The following is a 23177-nucleotide window of genomic DNA, read 5'->3' on the forward strand; positions in this document are numbered from 1 at the left end:
TAGTTATTTATCTGTGTCTATCTGGAGGACACTGCTTTGCGGCGGTTCCCCCGTTGTCGCGCCAGCGCTATGCGGGAGGGTTAGCCCAACCTAGGCGACTGACGTGCAAGTGTCCGTTGTGCATCTGTGGTTTCATTTTCATCAAATTAACTAGTGTAAGAAGTTTAATTTTGTGAACGATTGTTTTTACTGACACTCTATAGCAACTTAAGACTAGGAAAAAAAATATGTATATTTTATACAGACATGATTAATATATATATATTGCTTATTAATTATCTTAACTGTCTTAACTGTCTTAACTGTCCTTGCATTCTTATTAAAAATGGGAGAGATTAAAAACGAGGGAGCGTGGTGTTATGCTTCCCAAGTAATTTAGAGAGGTTAAAGAATGACAACCATAACAACAAGCAAACTAAATTCTAATATTTGCTCAAAAAAGAAATTCTATGATCTTTGGCAGTCCATATCCTAACACTCCTATTTCTGACCAGCCGTTGACAGAATTTGTATTGCAACGAGCAGTAGAGTTAGTCTTGATTGAAAAGCACAAAATCACCCGTATCCACGTGGTTCCGCCAATTTTGCTGGCACTGGCAAAGCAGCCAATAGTAGATAAATACAATCTTTCCAGCTTGCGGGTGTTAACTTCAGCCGCCGCACCCCTCTGGTTCATCGTGCATACTTAATTGGTTTTTTGGTTTTAATCAGATTCCTACAAACGAAGATAGTAACATTTACATGAAATCTGTTTTATGTTGCACTAAAGCAGATGGAGTTCTCTCACCAAAAGAATATTAAGCAACCCCCTAATTACTTTTTCTACGCTGAACGCAGACATTAATTCAGGAGTAATTTTTTCTGAGCATGAGCAACCCAAACTCTCAAAATAATGGTTTAAGCAAAAAGAATAATGGAATTAACAGGTTCTTTGAATTTGGAGAAGTACCTAACCTTGAAGGTTTGGGAACTCAATCATTTGAAGCATGGTTTTTAGGAAGCAAAGCAGAAAATGCTGATGAGTTTGAGAGTTTAATTGTAGAAGCTATTCGTGACCACGCATTTTGGCGTCGAAACTTTCATCCTGGCGATCCAATTAATGTTACCGAACAAATTAAGCGACAATCGGATTATTTAGAAACAATTGATACTCTAAAGGAGAGTTACCGTGCACTGCTAGCATTTCTCAAGAAGTCTACACCATTGTTCAGTATGCGTTACCAAGGGCATATGCTTTGGGATACGACTATGCCCTCTCTTCTGGGCTACTTTGCAGCTATGCTGTACAACCCCAACAATGTGACTTTTGAAGCGTCAACGACAACAACGCTTTTGGAAATCTTGGTAGGAGAGGACCTTTGCCGAATGCTGGGATACACGCTACCAGATGAAGGAGAAATCAAAAAAGGGACGATTCGTCCTTGGGGACACATCACTTGTGGTGGAACTGTTGCCAACATTGAGGCAATTTGGGCAGCAAGAAACTTGAAATTTTATCCCCTTGCCTTGCAAGCAGCTTTGCAAAATGAACCGTCATTAAAAGCTGCAAAAGATATCAATATTTCTCTACCCACTGGCGGGTCAAAACCTCTGATTGAACTAGACACTTGGTCAGTGCTTAACCTCAAAGGCGATGATATCTTGGCATTGCCAACTCGTCTGTATCGGGAGTATCAGATTTCTGGTGAAACCCTAACAGATGTTCTGTTTAAATATTCACTGCAAAACCTTGGAATGGCGGATTTTTCACGCCGCTTCCTCAGCGACATCAAGTCTGCACCTGTGTTCCTGGTACCAGCAACGAAACACTACTCATTTCCAAAGACAGCGGCATTGCTGGGAATTGGAGCGTCAAACCTGATTGACGTTCCTGTGGATGAAGATGCCAGGATGAGTTTCACTGAAGTCAAAAAGATTCTTCAAGATTGCCTAGCTGAACGCAGACCTGTTTATACAGTGGTTTCTGTCATGGGAAGCACCGAAGAAAGTGCAACTGACCCCCTGAAGAATATTCTTGAGCTGCGAGAAGAGTTGCGCTCCCAAGGACTAGAATTTACCGTTCATGCTGATGCGGCTTGGGGCGGTTATTTCGCCACCCTTCTTCGCGAAGATGAGACGAACACACCACAACTGATTAAGACAAAAGAAGAACTGATTACTGAGATTGGATTAAGTTCGTATGTCACTCAGCAGTTCCAAGTTCTGGGCAATGCTGATTCGATAACGGTAGACCCTCATAAATCAGGCTACATTCCATACCCAGCCGGAGCGTTGTGCTACCGCAATTCCGCAATGCGGGATTTGGTGACATTCGCTGCTCCTATATGTACCACGGCGAAGCAGAACCCACGGTTGGCATCTATGGCTTAGAGGGGTCAAAGCCTGGAGCTGCAGCGGCTTCGGTATATCTCAGCCACAAGGTTATTCGCCCCACAAAGAGTGGATACGGCAGAATCATTGGCAAAGCTTTGTTTAATTGTAAGAAACTTTATGCGCGACTGTTGTGTATGGCGAGTCCGGAAGACCGTTTCACAATTGTTCCCGTTCCTCGACTTCCCGCAGAAATTTCCGGTTCTGATGTAGAGCAACAAATTCAATTCATTCGGGACAGAATCGATAAGGCAAGTAATGATGAACTGTTGGGGGACAAAGAAGCCCTACATCTGCTTTCAGAAATCGGTCCAGATCAAAATATCATCACCTACGCGTTTAATTTCAAACATCCAGATGGCTCGCTCAACACAGATTTAAATCTGGCAAATCGCCTCAATCGGGCTATCTATGACAAACTTAGCATTGACCCAGGTGAGGATATTTACGGTTATAAGCTCATCGTCAGTACCACTAAATTTGACGCGGCTCATTACGGAGAAGCTTTCATCGAACACTATAAGCAGCGTCTACTAGGAGTGTCTGGAGCAACAGGCTCTTCTATCACCGTATTCCGTTCTACTGTACTCGAGCCGTGGCTTACAGAAACATCAAAGGGTTCATTTCTCGATGTTCTTGAACATGAGTTCCGTCAGGCGGTGTCTGATTTTCTATTGCTCTGTGAAGAAACACAGGGAGTGGGGAAAGAAGGTGTTTCTTTCATTCATAGTTAAGGATAATTGGGTAGTGGTAAATATGTAGTGAAAAGGTGTGGGTTCAAAGTAGTGCAGATAAACTATACACTTGCTTACAAAGTGTTGATGCTTACAAATGTCCGCGATCAACTTCTTAATGGGACTTTGTAAATTTCTAAGCCCAAACGTAACCAGACTTGGCGATGTTCGCGGCAAATACGTCGAGGCTGCGTATTTAACCAACGAACTCGCGCGAAATTCTACTGCGGTACGAATGCTTTGAAGGCAGCTATTATAGCTCTTCCTAGTGTACAAGTGTCCGGGTGTGGATGTTCCTTCCTCCCTACCGAACTATGGCTATGGTGCTCCGCCATGCAATGGATGCGAACAGAGTCTCCTCCTCAGGCGCTAGGCGAACAACACAAACCGCCGGTGTTGAGTTCTCGCGCTTATTGCGGTTGTGTTATGCCGTAGGAATCGCGCACCAATATCTTGGTATGGTGCCGTACTCTCCCGCTAACACACGCTACAAAGACTTAGGTATAAACTGTGTATCTTAACGTCATCTCGCAAGATGTAGCAATTTCTTCATAATTTTTCAAGGGCATTTCAGCAGATTTTGTAGAAGATGCCAAACTTTTAATTTGTATAGGAATTATGAGAAACAGAGATAAAACCTACTGCTGGAAACTGTCCTAGCTGTTTTGGATGCCATATTTTAGCTGAACCGTCAGTTGAATGTTGAATTTTCATTTTTTGAATTGCAGTACCAAGTTTAAGATAGAAGTAGAAAAAAGCATATAATCCGCTCCAATCTTTTTCTTAAACCTGTGTTCAACAACATCTGCTTATGAACTTCTCGTCAGCGCGGCAATATTTTGACCAAGAAATCCAGCAGCCTGATGAGCGTATTGACTTAGCAAAGGCAGCTTTATATATTGCACAAGAAGAATACCCTAACATCGATCCAGAAGAATACCTCAATGCCTTTGATACAATGGCTTTGGAGCTACAAGAACGCTTGCCATCCCAGAGGTATCCCCTGCGAGTTATTCAAAGTATCAATCAGTATCTCTATGATGACTTGGGATATGCTGGCAATGTGGAAGATTACTATGATCCGCGTAACAGCTACTTAAATGATGTCATTGAACGGCGCTTGGGAATTCCTATAACCTTGGCATTGGTTTACTTGGAGCTTGCCCGAAGAATAGACTTTCCTATGGTAGGGGTAGGAATGCCAGGACATTTTCTAATTCGTCCTGACATTGCGGATACAGAAATTTTCATTGATACGTTCAATGGCGGCGAGATCATGTTTCCCCAAGATTGCCAAGAACGTCTGACTCAATTTTATCAACAACCCGTGCAGCTACAACCGGAATTTTTAGCAACAGTGAGTAAGAGGCAAATTTTGGCACGGATGTTGGCGAATCTGAAATATATTTACTTGAATCAACAGGAGTTGGAAAAAGCTTTAGCAGCCGTTGAACGGATTTTACTGCTGTTTCCTGGCGCGTCACTAGAATTGCGCGATCGCGGTCTTTTGTGCTATGAACTTGGTCTATCTGATCAAGCTGCTAACGACTTGGAAGCTTATCTGGCAAAAGCTCCCCATGCTGAAGATGCTGCTGCAATTCGGCAGATACTGACTCTCTTGGGGGAGGATAAGTTGAAGAAGAATACAGAATCCAGAACTCAGAACTCAGAATGCACTTAAGCTCTGATTGGTGACAAGCCCGCACCAGGAATGGGTGTAGGGGTGTAGGGGTATAGGGGGGTAGAGTTCTGAGTTCTGACGTAGATTACTGGTTCTTTGTTGTTACAGCAGTTTTCACGTATTTGAACCACACTGTAAGGGCACAGCAATGCTGTGCCCCTACGGCAAATGTGGTCTATTTACCTGAAAATAGCTGTAAATAACGACTATCCAAATTGCTGTACTTGCTCTGCAACACGCTTAAGGCGTTGCAGTTGAGCTTGCATATCTTCTTTTGTCCAATTTTGGGCAAACGTTTGGAAACCCCAACTCACTAAAGGGTTGGGAATCTCGAATTCAAAGCGGTTAACAAGGCGCGTTCCTTTGTCTATCGGTTGACATTCCCAAGTGTCGCGCCCTTTAAAAAAACCCTGAAACTCCCACACAACTAAACCCGGTTGTCTTTTCACAACTGTGCTATCTAATGTAGGTTTGATCACTGGTATTTGAATCACGAACCGACTTTTACTACCGATATCGGTACTCCACGTACCTATAGGCTCGCAACGTAAGACAGGATTCAGCCAGCGATGCATGAGAGCTTGTTCGGTAATGCAGCGCTCCACTACTGTGGCTGTAGCATTAATTTGAATCGATTGTTCAAAAACTTGAGACATTGCGCATCTTTCTTGCTATGGCTGCACCTAGAGTAACGCAAAATGAGTTTAATATAGCAGATTTCAACAATACGATAAATAACCTAAGGATTGAAATTTTTATAATGAATTATCTATGATTCTAAAGTTTCTTGTTTATAAAACGACATAAGAAATAACAACAAAAAAAATAAAAAAAACTCTAGATATCATCTTTGTTTGATAAATTTACTGGTAAATTTATAGACAAAATACTGATAAACTTACCGGAATGTAGGATTATCAGGGTAATCCACATCAGAAGCATCTAAGGTGTTTTCTGCGATAACACTCAACTTTTATTCTGAACAACCATGAACACAACTTGGCAAGGAATATCCGAGGTGATGGAGGTTGGTTTGTCAGTGAGGGTGCAGCAATTTTTGGCACAATCACCAACCTTGCCATCGGAACAACCCGATACGGTCAATTACCTGCAAGGAACTCTGCAACAGGTGGTTCAGTTTCTGCCCCGTTTGCTAGGAGCAGCGCTCATTTTATTAATTGGCTGGGTGATTGCTGCTGTTGCAGCTGCTGTCACGCGCTCCCTCCTCAATCGCACCAATATAGACAACCGCATTGCTTCAGGGATAACGGGTGGTACGCAGGTTCCGCAAGTGGAGAAAATTATCTCCACCTTAGTCTTTTGGGCCATCCTGCTTTTAACAATAGTTGCCGTTTTAGATACGCTACAACTTAGGGTAGCTTCTCAGCCGCTTAACAGTTTTCTCAATCAGATTGGTGACTTCTTACCCAGATTTGTGGGTGCAGTGGTTATCCTAGGAATCGCCTGGTTAGTAGCTACCTTGGTCAGGCTGATAACAGTACGCGGACTGCGGGCGTTGCGCATAGATGAACGATTAAATACACCACAAGACGATACTCCTAGTCTCAATCAGTTGTCTGTAAGTGAGACTATCGGCAATGCTCTGTATTGGTTTATCTTTTTAGTCTTTCTCATTCCGTTGCTTGATAGCCTAGGGTTAAACCAGGCATTACTACCAGTACAAACTCTTGTCACACAGATTATCTCAATTCTGCCCAATATCTTGGGTGCGGCATTAATTGCTGTAGTTGGCTGGTTTATAGCTAACGTGGTGCGTCGGATTGTCACGAACTTGTTGGCGACAACAGGAATCGACAATTTGGGAAGGCAAGTTGGACTAAGTGGAACATCAGGAACACAATCCCTATCAACGATTATTGGCACAATTGTCTATGTCTTGATTTTGATTCCTGTGGCAATTGCGGCACTTAATCAGCTGCAAATTGACGCAATTTCTCTACCAGCGATCGCGATGCTGCAACAAATACTTAATGCAGTACCAGGTATCTTTACAGCGATCGCTATTTTGATTATTGCCTATTTCGTTGGGCGATTTCTAGCGGAACTGGTGACCAATATCCTCACAAGTATAGGCTTTAACAATATTTTCTCTGCTCTGGGTTTGCGAACACCTACTAGAAGAGTTGTCATTCCACAAGAATCAACAGCACCTTCACTCACAACCCGCACCCCATCCGAAATTGTCGGCATTATTGTCTTAGTCGGCATTATGCTGTTTGCAACTTTGGCGGCGGTGAATATTCTGAATATTCCGGCGCTGACAGCACTGGTAGGTGGCATTGTGGTAGTGTTGGGGCGGATTTTGTCGGGATTGATAGTCTTTGCTATAGGTTTGTATCTAGCAAATCTTGCCTTTAACATCATTACCAGTTCAGGCGATCGCCAAGCACGGATTTTAGGACAGATAGCCCGGATTGCGATCATTGCGCTTGTGTCTGCAATGGCACTGCAACAAATTGGTGTTGCCAGTGATATTGTGAATTTAGCTTTTGGACTTTTAGTCGGGGCGATCGCAGTTGCTATTGCCTTGTCCTTTGGTTTAGGCACTCGCGATATCGCCAGAACCCAAGTCCAAGAATGGCTTGACTCTTTCAAAAGAAAAAGTTAAGTAAACAAATTGCCTTGAAGACTGAGAGAGGACACAGAGAAAGTCAAAAGTTAAAAATTCTTTTAACTTTTGACTTTTCCTGATCTTACAGCTATTTTCAGTTAATTGAACCACAGATTTTCGTAGGGGCACGGCATTGCCGTGCCCCTAAAGCGTGGTTTATTTACTTGAAAAGTGCTGTAAGAAAAAAACATTGCGTTTCCCAATATCACAAGCTGTTCTTATAAAAAAGAAAGTTGAGTGGCTGAATTATTGACGACATAAGCAACTGGCTTGTTAGTTTTTCTTACCTTACCCTCTACAACAGCCCTGTTTAACCAATCCTCCAACTGTGATTGTCTGACATTCAAAGATTCGGCAAGAGATTTTGCATCTATTGGCTGTTGTAAATGATTGAGAATGAAAGGTAAAACAGCTTCATAGATGTCTTTAGGATTATATAAAACTTCTTGTGGGTGAGAATTTACGATTTCACTTTGTGAAGGTTCATGCGTGAGAGTCTCTGCAGTTTCTTGAGATGTCGTTTTGATTTCAGCAGTCTGTACCGATTCAACACAAGATGCAGCTGTTGCCAAAAGTTTTCTCAACGAATCACTCCAAGGTTCAACTGGAAAAGATTTTGCTCCCATGTTGTATAGTTGTTGATTACCTTCCAATACATTTGGATGCATCCTTACAAAAACCGGGATATCCTTAAACCTTTGGAGAACTTCCGCAGCACCCGCCCAAGTACCACCTTTACCCACCGACGAACTGACGACAAGGGCATAATCAGCAAAAGCATAGATATATTTGTTTCGCCCCATTGCATTGCCAGTATTGAAACCTGCATCAGGATCGTAACTCGAAACCAACAGAAGTTTACCCTCTCTGATGTTGGGACGATACTTACTGTTAACCGCCGCCTTACTCAAACTATCCGCCAGCACACCAACAGCTGTTCCCCCAGCATCCAACACCCCCAGCATTGCTGCTTGATCAACTCCCCGCGCACCACCAGATACCACCTGTATTTCTTGTGCTGCACAGGTTTGCGCCACTCTTTGAGTGTAGGCAAGCCCCTCTTCATCGACATCTCGAGAACCAACAATTGCTAATCCTCCTGTAGAAATCAGTTCGATATTGCCAACTCCGTAGAGAATTGCTGGTGCTAAATGTCTCAGTCTTTGCTTGAGGCGCTTGGGATAGTTCGTGTCACTTCGTCCCAACACCCACAGTCCCTGATTTGTCCACTTCTCAACTGCTAAACTCAGCATTGCACCCCGTTCTAGTAAAGCTACCAACCTGTTGGGGTTCACTTTACTATCAGTTATTTTTTGTAACTGTTGCTTTGCTGTAGTCTCAAGTAAATCTGCTGGGCGCATCTGATTTTCCCGCAACCACTCAGCTAAAAAATTATACTCACTCAGGGTTAGGGGTTGAGGTTCAAGTTGACGATTTTGTCCAAAGCTGGCACACAACAGCAAAATTGCTTGAGTATCTGGCGGTAGCACATGATTTAACATGATTTTCTAATCACCTTGACTGAATGTATTAAGTGCTAATGCCACAGGGAAAATTAATCCACAACCAGCACGACGCAAAAGTGCCGCAACTACAGTCAAAGTCCAACGAGAATCAACGATATCATCAACTAAGAAAACAGAACCGTTCATTCCTTTCCAAGAATCAACCGCAAAGGCACTATCCAAATTATTAGCTTGTTGGTAACTGTTGCTCATATTTTTTTGTAACTCAGTAGCGCGAATTTTTCGCACAATTGGCATAAAGGGTATGCCTAATTTATCAGCTAGCCGTTGAGCAAAATTCGGCACAAGTTCTGGACGATTCAATGAGGGGACACAAGTTACCCACGAGGGAAAGGGCTGCGGTTGCCAACGTTGAATCATTTCAAAAGTCCCCTGCACAAGTGCATCATCAAAATGATTATCTTGATATTTTCCCTGTTTGACTAATTCTCCCCAACCTGCATCACCCCATAGAGATAATGCTCTTCCCTCCTCTGCTTTTAAATTATTTTGAATGTTGCCAGAAAAGCCATAATTTGGCAACGCTTGTGCAGCCCATCTTTTGCGTGGTTCAATGATTTGATCACTACGACGTAAATACTGAATTGCTTGATTGACAAGCTGTATTGAGCAGGTTTCAGGTAATAAAGGTTTGCCTAAACACACGGCGCATTTGCCACAAGCATTGGGATTTGGATCATCTAACTCTGCTGCCAAAAAAGACATCAAGCATTGTTGGCTATGCATATATTCCAACATTCTAGCTTGTTCTTGACGCCGGATTTGTATGATTTTTTCAATCTTTTCTGTGTCGGGTTGATAATTCGCTGCTGTAGCATACCATTTTGAATCTTGCTTAATGACTGGAGCAGGAGATTCCAACGACAACAGTTTCAATACTTTATCAATTTGCCCTTTAGAAAGATTAAGTTTTTGTTCCAATTGTGGGACACAAAGACCATCTTCTGCTTGATTAAGAACATTTAAAAGCTGCTGTGTATGGATTTGTGGTGGGAAAGCAGTCCTGATAAAGTAGTTGGTAATTTCATCGTCCTCATCACCGCTTAGAAGAATCCCGTATGCTTGGTCTACGGCTCTACCTGCTCGTCCTACTTGTTGATAATAGTGTACAACAGAACCAGGGCGTTGATAATGAATAACAAATCCTAAATCTGGTTTATCAAAACCCATTCCTAAAGCTGTCGTTGCCACTAATGCTTTGATTTGGTTTTTGAGAAGTTGGTCTTCTAATGCCTCACGAGCATCACTGTCTAACTCACTATGGTAAGCTTTAGCATTAACACCTTGACTTGTTAACCACTCAGCAACTCGGTCAGCATTTCTAACAGTTAATGCGTAAATAATACCACTTCCTGGTAAATTAGGAAGATGTTCTGCTAACCATGCCATTCTTGCTGCTGGACTCGGTATAGAAATATTTTGCAAATGCAAACTTTTTCTGGTTAAAGCACCTCTTGACACACGCAATGTTTCTCCCAACTGAGTCATAATATCTTCAACCACTCGATTATTCGCTGTAGCGGTTGTGGCAAGGGCTGGGATGTTTTGAGGCAATGCTTGTAAAATTCTCACAATCCGCCGATAATCAGGGCGAAAATCATGTCCCCAGTCGGATATACAGTGAGCTTCATCAACAACAAACAAACCTATTCTTTGAGATATCGGTAAAAGAATCTTTCTCTGAAATTCGTCGTTAGCCAATCTTTCTGAAGAAATGAGCAGGATGTCTACTTTTCCTGTTAGCAATTGGGTTTGTACAAGTTCCCACTCATTTGTATTGCTTGAGTTAATTGTAGCGGCTTGTACACCAATTCGTTGTGCCGCTGCAATTTGGTTTCGCATCAGAGCAAGTAATGGTGAAATCAAAAGAGTACAACCAGCACCTTCGTCTCGTAACAAGCGCGTTGCTAAAAAATAAACTAGACTTTTGCCCCAACCAGTGCGTTGGACGACAAGTAAACGCGATCGCCTCTCGATTATCTCTTCAATTGCTTCCCATTGTCCAACGCGAAAATCAGCTGTTGGGTTATCCAGCGCCTGACGTAGAAGTAATAGCGCTTGTTGTTTAAGGTTTGTTGTCATAGATACACAGTGCCTGATTGTTTCTTCTGTTTTATCATTGGAAAGAATCAGCACCAATCTGCTATTTAAAACCTAGACAAATATTGACATCAGTTTTGATTGACATTTCAACGCAGTGACAAATAATATCATGTCCGGTTAAATACTTATCATTCCCCTAAGAACCCCACCCCGGTAAAGCTGCGCTTCACGTCCCCTCCCCGCTTGCGGGGAGGGGATAAAGGGGTGGGGTGCAGTTAACGTGGGAATCATAACTAATTATCCGAACTTGATATAAACACAGATGCACACAGATAAATCATCTGCGTGCATCTGCGGTTCTAACTAAAATATTAAGGATAAAGACCGCGATCGCTCAGTGCTTGAGCAACACGACCGACACCCAGGGTGTAAGCTGCTAACCTCAGAGGAATTTGCCGTATCTGAGATTGCTGGATAACTTGCCGATATGCCTGCACCATTAAGTATTCCAACTCCTTATTAACGCGCTCCTCATCCCAAAATATGTAGGAAATACCCTGCACCCACTCCAAATAACTCACAACGACACCACCAGCATTTGCCAAGATGTCTGGTAAAACCGTTATACCCCTTGCCTCTAGTGCTTGGTTTGCCAACAGAGTAACTGGACCATTAGCCGCCTCTGCTATAATTTTTGCTTGGACTTGATTCGCATTGTCTTCAGTGATCTGGTTCTCCAAAGCTGCCGGAATCAAGACATCGCAGGGCAAAGTCAGTAAGTCTGCGTTGCTAATTGGTGTTGCTTGCGGGAAACCAACAACACTCTTGCGGTTTTCGGCAGCATAAGCTTTCAAAGCTAGGATATCTAGACCATCTTCACAAAAAACTCCTCCAGAACCAGTAGAGACAGCTATCACTTTCGCTCCTGCTTGGTGTAGCAACAAAGCCGCTGCACTTCCGACATTCCCGAAACCTTGGATGGCTACTCTCGTTCCCACCAGTGACTGACCTTTGTCTGCCAGCGCCTCGCGGACAATCAACATTGCACCGCGTCCGGTTGCCATTTCTCGTCCTCGCGAACCACCTATAGAAATCGGCTTACCAGTTACAACCCCAGGCACAGCATGACCGACATTCACAGAGTAGGTGTCCATCATCCAAGCCATCTCACGGGCAGAAGTCCCCATATCTGGTGCTGGAATATCTATCGAAGGACCGATATCTTTAATCAACTCACTGGTGTAACGACGGGTGATGCGTTCTAGTTCACCAACGCTGTAGCGTCTCGGGTCTAAAGCAATACCTCCCTTAGCACCTCCGTAGGGAATACCCAAGAGCGCACATTTCCAGGTCATCAGCATTGCTAGGGCTGAGACTTCGCGCAATGTCACCGCCGGGTGGTATCGAATACCACCTTTGTAGGGACCTAAAATATCGCAGTGCTGTACCCGATGTCCAGCCAGAACCTGCACTTCTCCGTCATCCCGCTTTACAGGGATGGAAACCGTGACCACCTTGCGCGGGTGGCTGAGAACCTCCAAAAGACCTTGGTCTAGGTTCAATTCTTTTGCCGCTTGTTCTAGGTAACTACAGGCTTGGTCATATGGGCAAATATGCGCAGGAGTTGGAGCCTCCAGCGATCGAACAGACGATGAAAGCATAAGATTTTCTCCTCTTTGCGGTCTCGCCGCAGAGACTATGAAAGTATAGAGTTTTTCTATTCGCGGTATCTTCGCGAACTAGATGTGTATGCCTAGCGTAGCCTTTTTTCTAAAAAAAGATAGGAATTTTGTAAATTTCGTTACAGTTTTATTTTTGCTTTGCGTTTTGTTCCAAAAATGTAAAGCTGGGAACATTATGGCAAGCTAAAAAAATAAGCAAGTTTCTGGCTGGGTATGTCTCCTCAATGGCAGACATTACCCGCAGGTACTTGCAGAAATGGGAGCTTATATCAATTTGAAAAAAGAATGCGACAGATACACAGCGTTAGTCTCATCATTAGAAAACGTTTTATTGGAGTAATTCGGTATTTATCGCCGCAAAACCGTAACTATAACCATCGTTGCGATGAATGAACGTGACGTGTTTTTGATTAACCGTAATGCGGTGACCATCAATAACAATTTCTACACCTTGCTGTGTAGGGGTTTTGACTCTAGCCTTGTAACGCCCTTTCTTAACGTGCTTGCGGTCTTTTTCTAGCTTGATCCAAACAAAATCACCTGCGGTTGTGTGGGTGTATTCTTTCTTTGCTTCAATGGTCTTGACAATTTTCTTACCTGTAGCAAGGTCTTTCTTGATACTGGTAATAACAGGAAAGCCGCTGGCATTAACACGTCTTGATTGTCTAGAACCGTGACCTTTAGCCACTACTCGCAATGGTTGACAAACTCTAAGATTTACTGAACTGATAGCGTTAACACACGCAGCATCAATCCAATGTTCCTTGGGTAAATTATTTACTACTCGCACCATTTTAGTTGAGGCTGCGTCACAGCTAATAACAGGTAAATCAAACTGCTGTGCCATGTGAACAATAGCTTTTCTTGTTGAATTAACAGCCGCCGCATCACTCAGAGATTTCTTCTGAGTTGCTTTAACCTTTTTCAACACTTCCGGCTTACATTTCAGAAATTCTTCAACAGATTTATTACTTTTTTTCTTGTTACACTTTTCACACGCTAAGGTGAGATTTGCAAAGCGGTCAGATCCTCCTTTAGATTTTGGGTGAATATGTTCAATTTGTAGCGGAACATCTTTAGCTGTGCAGTAAGCGCACTGTCTACCCCACTTTTCTAACAACGCTTCTCGTATGGTATAACCTGCCAGAGTACCTTGCTGGTACTGAATACCTTCAATGTCTGGTGATTCCATCTTTTGCATATCAAATTTAACTTCTTCGATAGCAATTGATGCAATAGGCGCATACTTTATGAGTCGTTTCACCCAAGTTTCAACAGTTAACAATCTGTGGCGCAAGCTAGGTGCTAACCACATAGCTGGCTTTTTCCTATTGAATCGACACATGCGATAGCGCAAATTTCGCGATCTTCTACCTCGACGATAACCAGCACGACTAATCAAATCTTGCTTAATAGCTTCACCTCGATGTTCTAGCTCCATTCCCCAAATAACTTCGTTAGTTTCTTTAACGACTAAGGAAAAGCCAGTAACTTTGCTACCTGGATCAATGCGTAGTTCTAAATATTTTTCTACTTCATGGTCAACATCCTTATCTAACATTATTACGAAAGGATAGAGACGAAACTTTTTCGCTTTTTCTTTTGATTGAAGAAACCTTGCCCGTGCCGGCGTAGTTGGTTTTAACGGTATTCCGTTTTTGTCAATAACAAATACTGAGTTGGTAATCATTTGATTAACTCTCCCGGAGCGGGGTATGGTTTGCTTTGACAATGCTTAAGGGCTTGTTGATAAGGCGCGGTGTTGCATCGGATAAAGCGACCATGTTCCTACCTCGACGCTTAGAGCTAGCGAACTCTATTAAGTCATAACCCTTAAGCGGACGACCTAGAATAAACAGTTCTAGGCTGAGTCTGGTGTAATCAGCAAGCCAGATTGCTCCAACTTGCTACAGATTAATCCGTTTTATCGATTACTCATTACGAGCGTGTTCAAACTCATAGATATAGAATAGCCGACTGAACTTTTTTAGCTGGTATCCTAGCACTGCAAACAGGATGCCACCCGCAAGCGTTAACCAAAATCCTGTTGGAGGAACTGTGAATATAGATGTACCTGAAGCAAGTTGCACCGCTACTGTTCTGGCATCCAAAATAACTGCCACAAACAAGCAGACAGCAGCAGCTACGTAAGCCAACACAGTGAGGCGATTGATGTTTTTTAAGGCATTTTGGCAAACTGTACAGTGCTGAGTATGAGTTGTCCAGACATCAAAGAGTTTCTGTTTGTCTTTTTCTGCTGAAGGTACATCATGACTATATGCTTCTACCCAAGGGATACCACCGCCAGCGCGCTTCTCTAGCCACTGACGAAATGTGATTACCATCTTGTCTTGAGGATTTGGTGTAAATACAGCATCCAACCATTTACCCTTTCTCCTGTGGGCAATAATTTTTTCTTGGTAATGCAGAAATACCATATCCTGGTGTAGGAATAGGGATGCTAACACATGACCTAACCAAGTTGGCAGTGGTAGCCCAAAGAAGGAGAAACCTTGGGGCATCTTCCCTTCTTGATTTTTGACGAACACTTGGCAACCAATATGACGACACCAGCCAGGACGAGTTGGAGTAGCATACAAAGCCAGAATTAACTGCGTACCATCTTTAGAGGTGGAGGCAATTTTCATGTAACAGGGCGGTTGAAAGTCATGAATTGCCTCTACTATGTTGCCTTGTGTAGGTTGAATTTCAAAGGCGAACCCTTCTTGGGTAGATATCTGTCGCACGGGAATCATGTCGTAGTACTTGGCATCTTTGTAGCGATCGCCTGTAATACCGTGATGGGAAACAGGTACATGGGCAGGATCTGAAACATTTTCCATAAAGTACTCCCATCCATAGGGCAAATCGCGGAAATTCCAAAACGACTTCACGACTCTACCTGAGTGATCTTCTAGTTCTGGAACGATGCATGGTGTCACCAATTGGCTTTCTACCTTGGCTTGCTCACCTGAGGAAGCCCATACCCATAATAGCCCTTGGCGTTCTTGGGTAGGATACACAACTGCACAGGATTTCTGGCTCTCACAGTGCTTAGCCGCAGTCTCTTCATCTTTAGACTGCGGCATACTAACACAGTTTCCTTGAGCATCAAAGCGCCAAGCATGGTAGGCACATAAAAGTGTACCATCTGATTCAACTCGACCTTCAGAAAGCGGGACTAGTCGATGGGGACAAAAGTCTTCAAAGCAACGCCATTTACCACAGCCATCACGCCACAAAACAATATCCTTGCCCAGCAATTGCATGGCGTGGGGTCGTTTAGGATCAAGATATTCTACCGCAGCTACAGGATACCACTGCTTTGTCCATTGGAATATTCCTTCCTCTGTCTGCAATTGCTCGTTAGTTAATCTCGTTGACGAACTCATATTATCGATATTTCCTTGCAGCATAGTCTCACAGATGATTGGTGGGTGACGCCATTATTACTATGATTTGACGTTAAATTACTGGAGCGGTGTCACCCACCCTACTTAAAATTTCTTTTATAAAGACCTTCTTAGCCTTAACTTAGTGGCATTCCATCAAGACCCTTACGACCTACGATGTACCATAACCCAACTGAGTGGCGAATGTAATCTATTTCTGTAAAGCCTGCTTTAGCAAACTCATACTCAAAATTGAATTGGACAAAGTCACTTAACCAGGGTTCTGGGAAAGAAACATTCAAAGCATATTCACCGCGATATGTATCTGTGTATAAAACCCAACCACCAGGCTTGGTAATCCGATACATCTCCTGGAGAGTTTTCAGCGTCCACTCTTTCGGCATCTCGTGGAACAACAGTGATGCAGTCACCAGATCAAAAGAGTTGTCAGGATAGCCAGTGTCAGTAGCGTCAACCTGCTCAAATTTTGCCCGGTTGACAAGCCCAGCTTTGCTAAACTTATACTTACTAATGACTAGCATATAAGGCGAAATATCAGTAATACTAAAAGTCGCCTGTGGGAACCGTCGTGCCAGAGCTAGCGCTCCTGATGCCGTGCCTGCACCTAGCTCTAGTACAGTATTAATTTGAGCATCAAGCGGAATCAGTTCAGCCATACGCTCACGCATTTGTTGGCAACTAACATTGTGGCTCTTTTGCAAAATTACATCTATACCACAATCCCAGCCAAGACAGTTCTGGGGGTTCGTGTACGCGTCAGTAACCCCATGAATGGGCGCATGGATGTAGTCAGGGTAATATTCGTGGTCAGTACGGTAGCCTTTGAGTTCCTCTGCCCAATCAATTGAACTGTACTGCGACATTACCAAGGGCATGATTGTGTTAAGGCGTTGAAATATTTCAGTTCTATACGCTTCTTTTTCCTGTGCAGTCCATCTAGGCATAAACAAATATCTCCTAATTCAGTGTTCAAACGACAAGATGTCATTGCTTCAACTTTGCTATATCGAATTTCGTATTATTTCCCAGTTTCCTAGCAGCGCTTGGACACTAGGAGGCAATTGATGACAGCTTCTGACTAAACTTTCATACGGGAGCCTTATGTGAACCAATTAATTGCAGAAAATGAGGATAAACGTGTCTAGCTTTGTCTAAAATTGAAGGCTTTTGACTAGGAATTAGCTACCTAGTAAATACTCAAGATTTGGTTGTCAAAACGCTTTGTGAATTGTTGGAACTTTTTTGTATTGTTAAAACTTTCCACCAAGCTATTGGCAAAGTCAACAACTTCCGGGGCATAGGAACATAAGCCCTGCGGTTGAAAACATCATAGCCGTTGCTCTCAATCACATCCAATATCCTTCGGTATAACATTAGGCTGGCAAAAACTGGCAATCGAGCATCCCGACTCAAGGTAGGAATTCCCTGTTCAGCTAGGGTATAGAAATGTTTGGCTCTGTGAATTTGCCATTGCATCAATTGCCGCCACCGTTCGTCGATGACTCCCTGCAACAGATCAGCTTCAGTATAACTAAACTGGGCTAACTCTTGAAGGGGAATATAAATCCGACCACGGCCAGCATCTTCGCCCACATCTCGCAGAATATTAGTCAATTGATTAGCAATCCCCAAAGCAATTGCTTCTCGGGATACATCTGCCCCGGTTTTTTCCACCCCCATGACAGCCATGGACATCAGCCCAACTGTACCGGCGACTCGGTAACAGTATAAATGCAAGTCGGTAAATTTTTCGTAGCGGCAGCGTTCTAAGTCCATTCGCTGCCCTGCAATCATATCTCGAAACGGTTGAATGTCTAATGGAAAGTGTGCCAAAGTGTCTGCCAAAGCTAAATCTGGTTCATCCTTCGGTTTACCTGCAAAAATGGCTTCTAAATCCTCTTCCCAAGCAGCTAAAGTACTTAGAGTCGTTGGCTTCGCCTGATACTGATCCACTAGGTCATCAGTGCGGCGACACCAAGCATAAATAGCCCAAATGGCTCGACGTTTAGCTGGTGGCATCAACAGAGTGCCCAAGTAAAAAGTCTTTGCGTGTTTCGCTGTGACTTGACGACAGCACTCATAGGCATTTTCTACAGATTGCATATTCATATCAGAATGTCTGATTAAATTTCATAAAAAGATGATTGTTTACTAAATCTCAAGCTTTTTTTATTAGCTTGTGATTTGGTGTCGCTTAACTGATGGTTCGCCAAGTCCCATGAAATCCAAAAGGCACAATATGCGGAAGTTCAAGTACGCACACTGGCTCTTGTTCTAATTGTTTAGCATCATAAATGTGCACTGTACTTTTGTCTTGATTCCCATCAAAGACAACGCTGAGAATCCAGCCTTCATTGTCAGTAAATCTATCTGGTACATAAATCGGCTCGGTTGGATAACAGCCAGAACCAGGTTGAGCCAAGGTGATTTTTCCAGTATCTGCATTCAGGCAGACAATAGTGTTAAAAATATCGTTTCCAATTTTAGCTTTATCAGGAACGCAGGCATTTAAATACATTCGTCGGGTTGTGGAGCCTAGTTCAAAGGGAGACACTTTGGGAAATTCACAAACAAGATCCAGCAGTTGAATATTCTCACTCACTTGGCCATTTTTGGGGTTGAGCCGTAGCCTCCAAGGCTTGCCATTCAGGGACGTATCAAGACAACCTGTTATTGCTTGTGCGAACAGCTGATTCGGCTGCAAATCTGGATAGCGTACAAAGTCGATGACTGCCGATCCGTCCTTGTCTACATAGCCATTAATGATATGCAATTGATACCAAGCTTCAGTTTGATAACGACCAACTTCTTGTAATGTTTCACAATCTACAATGATAATGTCAGTACCCAAGTGTGGGTGCCACTCGATTGAGTCATTAGGACTTTTTAGCCCTAGCAGCACTCTTGATATATCAATCTCGATTGGGGGGACGAAAAAGATTAGATAGTTTCCGGCTAAGCAAAAGTCATGGAGCATAGAGAATCGCCCCAAAGGAATTTTCGCTTGGCGTCGAATGTGCCCATTGGAACTCATCTTATAAAGATTAATTTTGGGCACAACACCATAGCTAACGCCAAAGTTATAGATTTGACCAGTTGTTGGATCTTGTTTAGGATGGGCAGAGAATGGCTGAAAATTTAAACTCAGCCAAGAAGCAAGGGAAAATGGCTTTGTTTTTGTTAAACTATTGAACTGCTCAACCCCTAAAGTTTCCAGGGTCTCGGGATCTAACACGTAAGGGCTTCCTATTTCCCACAGGGCTAGTAACTTATTTTGAAAGGCTAAAACTGCTGTATTGGCTGGATTTTTTCTTAGTATTCCCCCACCTAACAGCGCCTTTTGTCCAAATCCAGGGTAAAGAAACTTGCCAGCCCTTTGTTCGGCTTCAAAAGCTGAAGTTTTGACGTAACGATATAGACCGATTGCTCCTTGATCAGTGAAGTGAACCGCTAAAATTCCACCATCTCCATCAAACCAATGATTTAAGCGTTGACCACCCCGTTCTAATAGACCAGCACCATTTTGATAGAATGTTCCTCGTAGTCCCATCGGGACTTTGCCAGAAATGATACGCAGAGGTGTTGGGCCAAATTCTAGGCTAGACTGGGCTAATGCTCTAGCCCACAAAGGTTTACCTTGGGAAAAGCGATCGCGAGTGCCAGCATCTTGCTGAGATGAGGCGGTTTTGATAGCTTTTAAAGTATATTTTGATGCATTCATTGAGCTTGCTACCGTTCATCTCTGGATTCAGAGAATATTATTAGTGGGATAGATTCAAGTTTTATATCCGGGATAATCTAATTTTTAGTCTGTAACCCTCCCTGTTCTTTGTCGATGCGGCTCACTTTGTCTTGGGTGCATACCTTGGGTTTTTGTGGTGCTTTGAGCGATTGTTCATCAAATCTGGTTCAGGACGGCAACGCTTCAATGTCCTGGGTGCCCTCAATGCCGTAACGCATGAGTTAATTATGGTCACGAATGAAACCTACATCAATGCTCAAAGTGTTTGCGAACTACTGTTGGGAGCTGGCTGCTTTAGGGTTGAGTATGCCAATTACCCTGGTGTTGGATAATGCTCGGTATCAGAAGTGTGCGGTGGTGATGGAGTTGGCTCAATCGTTGAACATCGAACTGCTTTATCTGACTGCTTATTCTCCTAACTTAAACTTGATTGAACGCTTGTGGAAATTCGGTGAACTACCCAACGCTGACCCTATCGGTTACAGCGTGGGCTTCTGTACTCATAGGCGAGTGCCGCAAATGAGACTTTCGCCCCATCTTTGGTCTTATCTCCCCTCCTACAGCTCCAGACGGCTGAACCTTCCCCCAATAGCCATCTGATTCCTTCTGTTCTAATATTGATGGCTGCATTGCCATCACGATCATGATGAGTACGGCAATGAGGACAAGTCCAATCCCTCACCTGTAGCGGCATCTCACCCATCTGATAGAAACAATTAGAACAGAGCTTGGAACTAGGGAACCATCTATCAATCTCAACCAACTTTGCACCTTTGCGTTCTAGCTTATAGGCTAAAAAGTTAGTGAATGTTCCCCATCCACAATCAGATATTGCTTTTGCCAGATTGTGATTACGTTCGCGTAGCGTGCGCGAAGCGCTCACCATGCCTAGAAGATGAAGATTTTCTACTATAACAGCTTGGCTATCGCTGACTAACTTGTAACTAAGTTTGTGTAGAAAATCTTGCCGCGAGTTGCTAATTCGTTCGTACACTTTGGCAACTAGTTTTCTATATTTGTATCTTGAATTACTCCCTTTTTGTTTACGTGCTAGCTTTTGTTGTTTACGTGATAGATTCTTTTCATGCTTGGCAAGATGTTTAGGGTTATCGTATCTAGTATATTCAAGCACCAAACCGCCTCTGGCGTAAGTAAAAAGACTGTAGTGATTTTAAAAAAGCGACTTCCGAAAAGTCCGGCCAAAGTTCTTCACAAAAAAACAATTCGCTGTATCCACTATCCCAGAGCATAAAACCGCTAGTTCGCCATTCATTGCTTGTACGTAGAATGTAATCTATTGGTGGTAAACCCAACTGTGCGAAATAAGTATGACGAGATATGGCTTCCTCCTGCAAAGACGCAATCTGGGTAGGTAGTTCATCAACGGGTATGCTACTTAAGTATGTACGCACTGCCGATACAATTTCGGCTCGTCCTCCGTAAGGCATTGCCACCTGTAAAAAGAACTGGTTATATTGCGCGGTTTCTTTCTCGATGTTATCAATAACTTCTTGTAGAGATATTGGCAAATAATCTCGTTCCCCAATTACACGTACTCTTATGCGCCAAGTATGCACAAGTGCGCTATACTTCAGGGCGCGAAACTCTTGTTCCATTAAGTGAAATAAGTTATTGATCTCCTCATCTTGACGACGGAAGTTCTCTTTAGAAAATGCCCAGACAGTCAATACTTTTACATCAGATGTAAATGCCCATATGACTACATCACGTAGTTTGTTTGCACCAAAGTAATGACCACGCCAAGAAACTAATTGCTGCTGTTTGGCAAAGCGGCGGTTCCCATCCATAATAATCCCCAGGTGCTGTGGTCGAGAATTATCAGCTTGTTTTGCCAACCAGTAGCGTAAATATTTGCAACGCCGTTCATCAATCCACTTTTGAAGAGGCTGAAAAGCTGTCAGCCAAACAATTTCGATTCGTTCTTTGACATAAATTTTTATACCTTTTTCAAGACTAGCAGGATGTACTATTTGCGGTTGTTGGTTTCTGCCGCTAAACCATGTCAAAGACTGCTGTGATGACAAATTTTTCTGCTGGATTTGGTTTAGTGTTCCTTTAAGCAATGGATTTAGTGAAGGATCAATTTGGCATAGCCATAATAGAAATCGGTGAATTGTAATTGCTGGGAACAGTCGATAAAAAACTCGAATGAGAAGGGAAAATACAACTTGCAATAGCCTTTGTGAAACAGAGAATTGAATTTTCAAGTTCTTACGTATTTGCTCTGGGAGCAATGAAAATCCTAGTAATGCAGCTCCATTAACTATCAACCGAAACACTTTATTGCTCCCCATGCCTGGAAGTGCTAATACCTGAGCCACCTGTGCCATAGTGGTGGGTGACACTTTCAGTTCGTTGATAGTTTGAATGAAGTATTGCTCATACTCTGCATAGGTTTGTGGTAACCGCTCTCGTGGTACTCCCAGTCGATGAGCAATCATCATAAACTCGTTGCAAATTAAGTCCTTTTCATCTTTGTTTAATTTTGTACCCAAGACTTCATGGAATTGTAAGAAGGCAAAAACCAATGTTGCTAAGACCCAAATTTGTAACTCTTCCGTAAAACCATACGGTATTTCCGGTGATAGATTTGCTACGCTTCCTTCAGTCTGTAAAGTGCCTTTTACTGGGATATGAATTCGTTTTAGCCAGGATATTATCTCATCTTTCTCTTGACTTGAACCATTAAGGATGATTTCTAGAAATAGCATCGTGCGAAAAACACGCTTGAATGGCTCAGATTGAAATTGGCTGTGATCCCTTATTCCTGCTGCAATCAAAGGATGATATAGTTGCAGTAGTACAGCACACCAACCACCAATCATTACGACCTCAGCACGATTAGAGATTTTCGTAAAAAAATTGTAGGAAATAGAACGTTGGCTTATTGGGTTCCACCAGTTCATAGTCGGTATTTTCTAAAATTATAATTAATTGTTACTGTAGATTTACCTGAATTCCAGCTTCAATCTCTATTTAAAGGAATATTCAGTAATTTTATTACTAAATATGCAATTGAATAAACTAAATTGAACACTTTTAGTGATAATTGCCAAAATTCGTAGTGATAATACTCCAGATGGTAATACTCCCTCAATCGCTAGTTTCCAACTCCAACAAACTCAACTGTCTTATACCTATATTTACCCGTATTAAGGAGAAAAATCAAGGACAGATAAGACAGTTAAGAAAATTGGGAAATAATTGCTTGAGACAGTTAAGACAGTTAAGACAGTTAAGAAAATTAGAAAATAATTGCTTGGGACAGTTAAGACAGTTAAGACAGTTAAGAAAGGAGTAATTACGAAATGTTACAGGAAATAATCTTCAACA

The 23177-nt window shown here is 42.7% G+C and carries 15 protein-coding genes and 2 pseudogenes; 6 read left to right on the forward strand and 11 right to left on the reverse strand.

Features of this window, described 5'->3' with window-relative positions:
- Positions 1–449: 449 nt before the first annotated feature.
- The 4 genes from V5G28_RS31640 to V5G28_RS31655 all read left to right on the forward strand — a co-directional run bounded on the left by V5G28_RS31640 (position 450) and on the right by V5G28_RS31655 (position 4785).
- Positions 450–689, forward strand: a complete 240-nt coding sequence (locus V5G28_RS31640) for a hypothetical protein (protein WP_332989945.1) — start codon at positions 450–452, stop codon at positions 687–689.
- 178 nt (positions 690–867) lie between these two features.
- Positions 868–2370, forward strand: coding sequence for a pyridoxal-dependent decarboxylase (locus tag V5G28_RS31645; protein WP_336231492.1), 1503 nt, complete (start codon positions 868–870; stop codon positions 2368–2370).
- Complete coding sequence (locus tag V5G28_RS31650) at positions 2325–3104, forward strand: hypothetical protein (protein ID WP_336231493.1); 780 nt, start codon at positions 2325–2327, stop codon at positions 3102–3104. Before V5G28_RS31645 ends, V5G28_RS31650 begins: the two co-directional genes overlap by 46 nt.
- Before the next feature lie 811 nt (positions 3105–3915).
- Positions 3916–4785, forward strand: coding sequence for a SirB1 family protein (locus V5G28_RS31655; protein WP_336231494.1), 870 nt, complete (start codon positions 3916–3918; stop codon positions 4783–4785).
- Positions 4786–4991: 206 nt separating this feature from the next.
- On the opposite strand, the gene V5G28_RS31660 is transcribed toward V5G28_RS31655, so the two are convergent.
- On the reverse strand, positions 4992–5441 hold the full coding sequence (locus V5G28_RS31660; RefSeq protein WP_332989955.1) for an SRPBCC family protein: 450 nt from the start codon (positions 5439–5441) through the stop codon (positions 4992–4994).
- A gap of 332 nt (positions 5442–5773) precedes the next feature.
- Here V5G28_RS31660 and V5G28_RS31665 point away from each other — a divergent pair, with 332 nt between their 5' ends.
- Positions 5774–7414, forward strand: a complete 1641-nt coding sequence (locus tag V5G28_RS31665; protein WP_332989957.1) for a mechanosensitive ion channel — start codon at positions 5774–5776, stop codon at positions 7412–7414.
- 221 nt (positions 7415–7635) lie between these two features.
- Here V5G28_RS31665 and V5G28_RS31670 read toward each other — a convergent pair whose 3' ends face one another.
- The 8 genes from V5G28_RS31670 to V5G28_RS31705 form a co-directional block, all read right to left on the reverse strand.
- The gene (locus tag V5G28_RS31670) at positions 7636–8919 is read right to left on the reverse strand and encodes a DNA-processing protein DprA (RefSeq protein WP_332989958.1); all 1284 of its coding nucleotides are present in this window, start codon (positions 8917–8919) and stop codon (positions 7636–7638) included.
- Between the two features lie 6 nt (positions 8920–8925).
- Positions 8926–11025, reverse strand: coding sequence for a RecQ family ATP-dependent DNA helicase (locus V5G28_RS31675; protein WP_332989960.1), 2100 nt, complete (start codon positions 11023–11025; stop codon positions 8926–8928).
- 332 nt (positions 11026–11357) lie between these two features.
- Positions 11358–12647, reverse strand: a complete 1290-nt coding sequence (locus tag V5G28_RS31680; protein ID WP_073626523.1) for a Glu/Leu/Phe/Val family dehydrogenase — start codon at positions 12645–12647, stop codon at positions 11358–11360.
- Positions 12648–12996: 349 nt separating this feature from the next.
- The gene (gene iscB / locus V5G28_RS31685; RefSeq protein ID WP_332989964.1) at positions 12997–14358 is read right to left on the reverse strand and encodes an RNA-guided endonuclease IscB; all 1362 of its coding nucleotides are present in this window, start codon (positions 14356–14358) and stop codon (positions 12997–12999) included.
- A 241-nt stretch (positions 14359–14599) separates the two neighbouring features.
- The gene (locus V5G28_RS31690; protein WP_442994310.1) at positions 14600–16084 is read right to left on the reverse strand and encodes an aromatic ring-hydroxylating dioxygenase subunit alpha; all 1485 of its coding nucleotides are present in this window, start codon (positions 16082–16084) and stop codon (positions 14600–14602) included.
- A 113-nt stretch (positions 16085–16197) separates the two neighbouring features.
- The gene (locus V5G28_RS31695) at positions 16198–17025 is read right to left on the reverse strand and encodes a class I SAM-dependent methyltransferase (RefSeq protein ID WP_332989967.1); all 828 of its coding nucleotides are present in this window, start codon (positions 17023–17025) and stop codon (positions 16198–16200) included.
- A 253-nt stretch (positions 17026–17278) separates the two neighbouring features.
- Positions 17279–18190, reverse strand: a complete 912-nt coding sequence (locus V5G28_RS31700) for a phytoene synthase (protein ID WP_332989969.1) — start codon at positions 18188–18190, stop codon at positions 17279–17281.
- Between the two features lie 85 nt (positions 18191–18275).
- A complete protein-coding gene (locus V5G28_RS31705; RefSeq protein ID WP_332989971.1) occupies positions 18276–19802 on the reverse strand; it encodes a carotenoid oxygenase family protein in 1527 nt (508 codons plus the stop codon).
- Positions 19803–19900: 98 nt separating this feature from the next.
- Between V5G28_RS31705 and V5G28_RS31710 the strand changes: the two are divergent.
- Positions 19901–20273: pseudogene (locus V5G28_RS31710) on the forward strand (transposase); the annotation flags it as partial.
- Positions 20274–20279: 6 nt separating this feature from the next.
- On the opposite strand, the pseudogene V5G28_RS31715 reads toward V5G28_RS31710, so the two are convergent.
- Both V5G28_RS31715 and uppS read right to left on the reverse strand, forming a co-directional pair.
- Positions 20280–20943, reverse strand: a pseudogene (locus V5G28_RS31715) (RNA-guided endonuclease TnpB family protein); the annotation flags it as partial.
- Positions 20944–20947: 4 nt separating this feature from the next.
- A complete protein-coding gene (uppS, locus tag V5G28_RS31720; protein ID WP_332989972.1) occupies positions 20948–22750 on the reverse strand; it encodes a polyprenyl diphosphate synthase in 1803 nt (600 codons plus the stop codon).
- Between the last annotated feature and the right edge of the window lie 427 nt (positions 22751–23177).

The organism is Scytonema sp. PRP1 (assembly GCF_036697665.2).
GTDB lineage: Bacteria > Cyanobacteriota > Cyanobacteriia > Cyanobacteriales > Nostocaceae > Kalymmatonema > Kalymmatonema gypsitolerans.